10 protein-coding genes and 1 tRNA gene are annotated in these 7,506 nt (G+C 56.8%); 3 read left to right on the plus strand and 8 right to left on the minus strand.

What is annotated here, in order from left to right; genetic code table 11:
* A partial coding sequence (locus tag AC1DLB_RS15635; RefSeq protein WP_477785241.1) for a LysE family translocator occupies positions 1–332 on the plus strand: 332 nt, incomplete at its 5' end.
* 163 nt (positions 333–495) lie between these two features.
* Here the strand turns inward: AC1DLB_RS15635 and AC1DLB_RS15640 are convergent.
* Positions 496–903: a DUF3224 domain-containing protein gene (locus AC1DLB_RS15640; protein ID WP_477744341.1), complete on the minus strand. Its 408-nt coding sequence runs from the start codon at positions 901–903 to the stop codon at positions 496–498.
* A gap of 521 nt (positions 904–1,424) precedes the next feature.
* Between AC1DLB_RS15640 and AC1DLB_RS15645 the strand changes: the two genes are divergently transcribed.
* Together AC1DLB_RS15645 and yecR are read left to right on the plus strand one after the other, a co-directional pair.
* Positions 1,425–1,787, plus strand: coding sequence for a DUF6124 family protein (locus AC1DLB_RS15645; protein WP_477744342.1), 363 nt, complete (start codon positions 1,425–1,427; stop codon positions 1,785–1,787).
* A gap of 174 nt (positions 1,788–1,961) precedes the next feature.
* A complete protein-coding gene (gene yecR / locus AC1DLB_RS15650) occupies positions 1,962–2,492 on the plus strand; it encodes a YecR family lipoprotein (protein ID WP_477785242.1) in 531 nt (176 codons plus the stop codon).
* Positions 2,493–2,680: 188 nt separating this feature from the next.
* On the opposite strand, the gene AC1DLB_RS15655 is transcribed toward yecR, so the two are convergent.
* From AC1DLB_RS15655 to AC1DLB_RS15685, 7 genes are all read right to left on the minus strand, one after another.
* A tRNA-Pro gene (locus tag AC1DLB_RS15655) sits at positions 2,681–2,757 on the minus strand.
* A gap of 89 nt (positions 2,758–2,846) precedes the next feature.
* A complete protein-coding gene (locus AC1DLB_RS15660; protein WP_003179985.1) occupies positions 2,847–3,203 on the minus strand; it encodes a MerR family transcriptional regulator in 357 nt (118 codons plus the stop codon).
* Complete coding sequence (ihfA, locus tag AC1DLB_RS15665) at positions 3,184–3,486, minus strand: integration host factor subunit alpha (RefSeq protein WP_002553164.1); 303 nt, start codon at positions 3,484–3,486, stop codon at positions 3,184–3,186. The genes AC1DLB_RS15660 and ihfA overlap by 20 nt, the downstream gene beginning before the upstream one ends.
* Before the next feature lie 3 nt (positions 3,487–3,489).
* Entirely contained in the window at positions 3,490–5,871 is a 2,382-nt protein-coding gene (pheT, locus tag AC1DLB_RS15670) for a phenylalanine--tRNA ligase subunit beta (RefSeq protein WP_477785243.1), read from the minus strand.
* A 26-nt stretch (positions 5,872–5,897) separates the two neighbouring features.
* On the minus strand, positions 5,898–6,914 hold the full coding sequence (pheS, locus tag AC1DLB_RS15675; protein WP_007940232.1) for a phenylalanine--tRNA ligase subunit alpha: 1,017 nt from the start codon (positions 6,912–6,914) through the stop codon (positions 5,898–5,900).
* A 109-nt stretch (positions 6,915–7,023) separates the two neighbouring features.
* Positions 7,024–7,380, minus strand: coding sequence for a 50S ribosomal protein L20 (gene rplT / locus AC1DLB_RS15680; RefSeq protein WP_007905879.1), 357 nt, complete (start codon positions 7,378–7,380; stop codon positions 7,024–7,026).
* Between the two features lie 28 nt (positions 7,381–7,408).
* Positions 7,409–7,506: bL35 family ribosomal protein (locus AC1DLB_RS15685; RefSeq protein WP_477785244.1), on the minus strand; the 98-nt coding region annotated here is incomplete at its 5' end.

The following is a 7,506-nucleotide window of genomic DNA, read 5'->3' on the forward strand; positions in this document are numbered from 1 at the left end:
GCTTCCAGCCAGCGACTCGGCAATCACTGCCGAGCATTTTCCTCACGGGATTACTCTCGGCAGCACTCAATCCGAAGCCTGGGTTTTTCGTCCTTGCGTTCATCCCGCAGTTCGTCGACCCACAACGCGGCTCAGTGAGCGTGYAGATGCTGGTGTACGGCATATGGTTCGCCGCACTTACGGCAGTGGGATTCGCGCTTATGGGCGTATTTGCCACTGTACTGTCCCGATTTTTGCGTCAGAGCCCACGGCTGGTAAATGGCCTGAACGTAGGGGCAGGACTCACCTTCGTCGCTTCGGGAGTATCGATAGCGGCGCTCAGCCAAAAATAGGATCAATGTCTTGGTGCTGCGGGGCTGGAATTCCAGCCTCGCTGGGTTTCTGTGATTATGAGGCTGACGACTTTAAGGCTGATCTTTCGTAAGCAATGGGATGGACACCCCCCACCCATAATCGCATCGCTGTGCCAGAGTGGATGCGTCCAGCCAATACACTTTAGCTGTCAGGTTCAAACGAATATTCAAATGACACTTGTGCCGGCTCACCATGACCAGCAACGTAGTTACCATTACCGCTAAGATTGACTAGATCCCCCGTGCCTGCCCCCTTCACGACACTCCAAGTGCTGCGTGCCTTTCCCTCCGAAAATGATCCCGAATGCCGAACAACAAATGTTCCGCTCTTACCTGCTACCACACCACAAATCCGCTCAAAACCAACAAAGCTAGCTGTGCCGTCGACGCTATAAGACATGAGGTATTCGACGCTACTTGTTCCCTCGATGGCGCCAGAATAGGACTGCGTGACTTTGGCGTGTGAGAGTTTCGGAGTGTCCTCAAGTTCTTGAGACGGCTTCTCGTCCCAGCCAGTAATCTGAAACGTGCAGCTAACAGTCATTTTCATGGGGATTTAGCTCTTTCGTCGTAGTAAGGGAATGTGGTGGTCTGATGTGCCGGGAACACCGTTCTGCCTAATGATACCCGTTGCCACCTATGCGGCGGCAGTTGCTGAATATTACCAGCCTGGTGCGTAGGCAGGCCGTARCTCTGTATATCCGCTCGCCTTACCCTGGATGTTTAGCTGCGTGTTTAAGTACACCCGGTGTTACTTCATCGAGGCTACAACGCCTTGCGTCGTTGCCTACGCCTGCGCCAGAATCCGCCGGCTTGTGCGCTTTGGCTGCGGCTTTTATCGTTTCCCGGTCACTGAAAAACAGTGATCGGGTTTGGTAGCCCGTACATGAGATTTGCACAGCATCACCATTCGCGGCGTTTTGTCGTCTCGGTTTTATGGTGGTCATGCACAGGGCACCTTCGGGTGCGCCGGCCTCCTCATGTCCCGGTCTACCAACCTGCGCATGGCCGCCACCCCGTTTGGTAGCGAGGGTGGATGGCTCCTTACTTATGGCATGAGGAGTTTCATCTATGTTCAAACCTACACCCAATCCGCCGATCACAGACCCGACATCTCCGTACGAATCCCTCGATTCCAAAAAGCTACACGAAGCCGCCGAGCGCGCCCTCGACCACTACCTAAACCCGGCTGCTCAGATCATGGCCTCCACAAACGAACCCGAGCCTATGTACTTCGCCAACCCGAAGTACAACACCGAATCCCTGCTGGCCAACGCCAGCGAAACACTCGGCTCGGCCACCCTCATGCTCAACAATTTCGCAGCGTTGCTGGAGACCTCACGTCGCAAGACCCTGCTGGGCATCGCCCAAGTGGTCATGCTCGGTGAACTGGCGGTGAACCAGGCACTGGATCACGTCGAATTGAAGGAGTAATCGTCGTGCCCTGTGGCGAGGGTGCATACAATCGCCACAGAAACGGCACAAAGGCAGATTGAATAAATAGCCTCTGTTTATCGTTGAAGACTACAGAATGCTCGGCCTCCGCCTACAGTACAGTAATGAACCGCGGAGTTTGCGGACTGCTCTAAAGATGAACGGAGTCCATATATGACCTTCTCAGCATCGCCCCCTGTTGCCCGCAAGTTATCAGTAGCTCTCGCCCTCGCATTGTCAGCAACCCTCGCGGGTTGCGCCACTAACAAGGACTTTTACGCCAAAGGGGGAAGCCGAGCTGATGGCGTCGTTGATATGGCATATGACTTCCAGCAGTTTGAGACCCCTGTGGTTCGAGTCGAGCAAGCCCAGAGCATTGCTAAATCAAAATGCGCGTTGTGGGGTTACTCCGATGCAGAGGCCTTTGGAGGAAAAACCCAGCACTGCAACCAKATGAATGGCTACGGTACCTGCATTGCAGGTCAGATAGTTGTCCAATACCAATGCTTGGGTAACCTCAACACCTCTAGCTCTTCCACTACACCGGCCGCCACCGCGCCCGTTGCCGACACTGCAGCAACTTCTGCTCCGGGCGGGCCGCTCAGCAAAGATCAGTGGAAGCTGCAGCAAATTCAGCAGTTGAATAAATCTGCACCGTCGTATGAGGAGTACCAAAAGCGGTACCGGGTGATCATGGAGCAATAACCCCCCGAGCCCTTCTGGCCCGGAAACCCAGAAGGAGCGCATATGTACTCCACGCATCACAGATCGAGGGCAGCGCCAATGTCTAGTCCTGAGACAGGTGTTAACCTGATTCAGGACGGGACAGGGGCAAAAACACTTAAAAACAAAAAGGGGTCGCGAGATAAAATCTCGCGACCCCTTGAATTATATGGTCGGGACGGAGTGATTCGAACACTCGACCCCTAGCACCCCATGCTAGTGCGCTACCGGACTGCGCTACGCCCCGACTAGGCGTTGACTCTGTCCCTCATCTCGAGGAACGCTCAAGAATATATCGCAAGCTTTTGAAAACTGGAAGTATTTAAAAGCAGGAATTTATTTCTTGAGGACCACCAGAACATCTTCCAGCTCGGCGATCATCTGGCGGATCATTTGTTTGTATTGGGTGGTGTCGTCTTTGGCTTCATCGCCGGACAAACGCAAGCGTGCGCCGCCGATGGTGAACCCCTGATCGTAAAGAAGCGCGCGGATCTGCCGGATCATCAGCACATCCTGGCGCTGATAATACCGGCGGTTTCCGCGGCGTTTGACGGGGTTGAGTTGAGGAAACTCCTGCTCCCAGTAGCGCAGCACGTGTGGTTTTACCGCACACAGCTCGCTGACTTCACCAATGGTGAAGTAGCGTTTGCCCGGGATGACGGGTAGTTCGTCGTTATGACTTGGTTCCAGCATAAGCCTCAACTCGGGCCTTCAACTTCTGCCCTGGACGAAAGGTGACCACACGGCGAGCCGTGATCGGGATTTCTTCTCCCGTTTTCGGATTGCGGCCAGGCCGCTGGCGTTTGTCCCGAAGGTCGAAATTGCCGAAACCGGACAATTTGACTTGTTCGTTGTCTTCGAGCGCGTGCCTGATTTCTTCGAAAAACAGTTCGACCAATTCCTTGGCCTCCCGCTTGTTCAGGCCCAGCTCTTCGTACAGACGTTCCGCCATCTCAGCTTTCGTCAAAGCCCCCATACGTCACTTCCTTAACGTGGCGTTCAACCTTTGTTCGAGCGAGGTGAGGATGTTTTGCGTTGCGGTATTCACCTCATCGTCATTAAGAGTGCGCGATGGATGCTGCCAGGTCAAGCCGACCGCAAGGCTTTTTCTATCAGGATCAATGCCTTTACCCTGATACACGTCAAATAGCCTGAGGTCCGTGAGCCATTCGCCTGCATTTTCACGGATTACATCCAGCACAGCAGTGGCCGGCACGTCCGTGGCCGCAATCAATGCCAAGTCACGACGCACTTCAGGAAAGCGCGACAACTCGCTGTATTTTGGCATTTTGCCCAAAGCCACTTCGGCCAGAACCAGCTCGAAAACGAAGACCGGACGGTCGAGACCGAGGGTTTTCGACAATTCAGGGTGGATAGCACCGACATAGCCGACCAGGCGACCATCACGCTCGACGCGCGCGGTTTGACCCGGGTGCAACGCAGGGTGTTTACCCGGCACAAACGTGAACGCATCCAGTGCACCGGCGAAGCCCAGCACCGCTTCCACATCGGCTTTGACGTCGAAGAAATCCACGACATCGCGACCTTGCGCCCAGCCTTCCGGCAGACGGCTACCGCACACCACACCAGCCAGCATCGGCTCTTGCTTCAGGCCTTCCAGCTGACCAACGAAACGCAGACCGCTTTCGAACAGGCGGACGCGATCCTGCTGGCGGTTCAGGTTGTGCTGAAGCGCCTTGACCAGGCCCGGCCACAGGGACGAACGCATGGCAGCCATGTCGTTGGAAATCGGGTTGGCCAGCAGTAGCGGCTCGACACCCGGATTAAACAACTCGAACTGTTTCGGATCGATGAAGCTGTAGGTGATCGCTTCCTGATAACCACGGGCCACCAGCAGACGACGCAGCTCAGGCAGATCGCTACGCGCTTCAGCCTTGGCTTGTGGTGCCAGACGGGCTTGCGGGTAGCGAACCGGCAGACGGTTGTAGCCGTACAGACGGGCCAGCTCTTCGATCAGGTCGACTTCCAGGCTGATGTCGAAACGGAAGCTTGGCACTTCAACGCGCCACTGCCCTGCCCCATCGGCAGTAATGGTCAGGCCCAAAGCGCTGAGCAGACGCTCGACTTCGGCCGAATCCATTTCCATGCCCAGCATCTGGGTGATGCGTTGGGCACGCAGGGTGATCGGTGCGATCGACGGCAGATGCTGCTCGCTGACGGTTTCGACGATCGGGCCGGCTTCGCCACCGGTGATGTCCAGCAGCAGGCCAGTAGCGCGCTCCATGGCTTCACGGGCCAGCTTCCAGTCCACGCCACGCTCGTAGCGGTGCGAAGCGTCGGTGTGCAGGCCGTAGGAACGCGCCTTGCCAGCGACGGCAATCTGGTCGAAGAACGCGCTTTCCAGGAAAATATCGCGGGTGGTCGCGGTGTTGACGCCGCTGTGCTCGCCCCCCATGACGCCGGCGATAGCCAAGGCACGGGTGTGGTCGGCGATCACCAGCGTATCGCTACGCAGGCTGACTTCCTGACCGTCGAGCAGCACCAGCTTCTCGCCATCTTCAGCCATGCGCACGCGGATGCCGCCATTGATTTCGGCGAGATCGAATGCGTGCAGCGGTTGGCCCAGTTCCAGCATCACGTAGTTGGTGATGTCGACGGCGGCGTCGATGCTACGCACGTCGGCGCGACGCAGGCGCTCGACCATCCACAGTGGCGTAGGCTTGGACAGGTCAACGTTACGGATCACGCGACCCAGATAACGCGGGCAAGCGTTCGGCGCCAACACTTCGATCGAACGCACTTCGTCGTGCACGGCAGGAACGCTGGCAATGGCCGGGCGCACCACCGGGGCAGCATAAAGCGCACCAACTTCGCGGGCCAGACCGGCCAGAGACAGGCAGTCACCGCGGTTCGGGGTCAGGTCGACCTCGATGCTGGCGTCTTCCAGGTTCAGGTATTCACGAATGTCCTGACCGACCGGCGCATCGGCCGGCAATTCCATCAAGCCGTCGTTGCCTTCGCCAATTTGCAGCTCAGCCTGGGAGCACAGCATGCCGTTGGATTCAACGCCACGCAGCTTGGCTTTCTTGATTTTGAAATCGCCTGGCAGTTCGGCACCGATCATGGCGAACGGGATCTTCAGGCCCGGGCGCACGTTTGGCGCACCGCACACAACCTGGAAGGTCTCCGCGCCACTGCTGACCTGGCAAACGCGCAGCTTGTCGGCGTCCGGGTGTTGCTCGGTGCKCAGCACCTCGCCCACCACCACACCACTGAATTCACCGGCGGCCGGCGTAACGCTATCGACCTCAAGACCGGCCATCGACAGACGAGCAACCAGCTCGTCGCGATTTACCTGCGGGCTTACCCAGCCACGCAGCCATTGTTCACTGAATTTCATCCTGCTCTCCTAAGAATTCGTTACGACTAGCGAAATTGCGCGAGGAACCGCAAGTCGTTGTCGAAGAACAGACGCAAGTCGTTCACGCCGTAACGCAGCATGGCCAGACGCTCAACGCCCATGCCGAAGGCAAAGCCCGAAAACTCTTCCGGGTCGATCCCGGACATACGCAGCACGTTCGGGTGAACCATGCCGCAGCCCATGACTTCCAGCCAGCCAGTCTGCTTGCAGACACGGCAGCCTTTACCGCTGCACATCACGCATTCCATGTCGACTTCAGCGGATGGCTCGGTGAACGGGAAATACGAAGGGCGGAAACGCACGGCAAGTTCTTTTTCGAAGAACACGCGCAGGAACTCTTCGATGGTCCCTTTCAGGTCGGCGAAGTTGATATCGCGGTCGACCAGCAGGCCTTCGACCTGGTGGAACATCGGCGAGTGGGTGATATCGGAGTCGCTGCGGTACACACGGCCTGGGCAGACGATGCGGATCGGCGGCTGTTTCGATTCCATGGTGCGGACCTGTACCGGCGAGGTATGGGTGCGCAGCAACATGTTGGCATTGAAATAGAAGGTGTCATGCATCGACCGGGCCGGGTGATGGCCTGGGATGTTGAGCGCTTCGAAGTTGTGGTAATCGTCTTCGACCTCAGGGCCTTCGGCGATGCCGTAGCCAATGTGGGTGAAGAACTGCTCGATACGTTCCAGAGTCCGGGTAACCGGATGCAGACCGCCTGAGGTCTGGCCGCGGCCAGGCAGGGTCACGTCAATGGATTCGGCGGCGAGCTTGGCCGCAAGATCGGCCTCCTCGAACAACGCCTTGCGCGCATTGAGAACCTCTGTGACACGCTCCTTGGCAACGTTGATCAGCGCACCGACTTGCGGACGCTCTTCTGCCGGCAAATTCCCCAGGGTCTTCATCACCTGAGTCAATTCACCCTTTTTGCCAAGGTAGTGAACCCGGATTTGCTCCAGGGCATTGATATCTTCAGCGCTTTGCACAGCCTCTAGTGCTTGAGAGACGAGCGCATCCAGGTTTTCCATGTACAGACTCCAGATACAAAATAGGGGAAGAGCTTGAAGGCTCTTCCCCTATTTATGACGTTTAACACCTGGCCCCACAGAGGTGAGACCGGGTGACTGTCGGGGGTACTTAAGCCAAGGTGGCTTTAGCTTTCTCGACAATCGCAGCAAACGCCGCTTTTTCGTTCACTGCCAGATCRGCCAGAACCTTACGGTCGATCTCGATGGACGCTTTTTTCAGGCCGGCGATGAAACGGCTGTAGGACAGACCGTTGATACGTGCACCAGCGTTGATACGAGCGATCCACAGAGCGCGGAACTGACGTTTTTTCTGACGACGGTCACGGTAGGCGTATTGGCCTGCCTTGATTACCGCTTGCTTGGCAACACGGAATACGCGCGAGCGAGCGCCGTAGTAGCCTTTAGCAAGTTTCAGAATTTTTTTGTGACGTTTACGGGCAATGACGCCACGCTTTACACGAGCCATGAGTTACTTCCTCTATTCTTGACTAAAATTAACGAAGGCGCAGCATGCGCTCGACTTTTGCCACGTCAGACGGATGCAGCAAGCTGCTACCGCGCAGTTGACGCTTACGCTTGGTCGACATTTTAG

This window comes from Pseudomonas sp. 05N434, assembly GCF_056396965.1.

Bases quoted from the DNA above. Each gene is read 5' to 3' on its own strand.
- pheS (WP_007940232.1), bottom strand. From the start codon at position 6,914: ATGGAAAACCTGGATGCGCTCGTCTCTCAAGCACTAGAGGCTGTGCAA.
- ihfA (WP_002553164.1), bottom strand. From the start codon at position 3,486: ATGGGGGCTTTGACGAAAGCTGAGATGGCGGAACGTCTGTACGAAGAG.
- AC1DLB_RS15660 (WP_003179985.1), bottom strand. From the start codon at position 3,203: ATGCTGGAACCAAGTCATAACGACGAACTACCCGTCATCCCGGGCAAA.
- AC1DLB_RS15640 (WP_477744341.1), bottom strand. From the start codon at position 903: ATGAAAATGACTGTTAGCTGCACGTTTCAGATTACTGGCTGGGACGAG.
- AC1DLB_RS15645 (WP_477744342.1), top strand. From the start codon at position 1,425: ATGTTCAAACCTACACCCAATCCGCCGATCACAGACCCGACATCTCCG.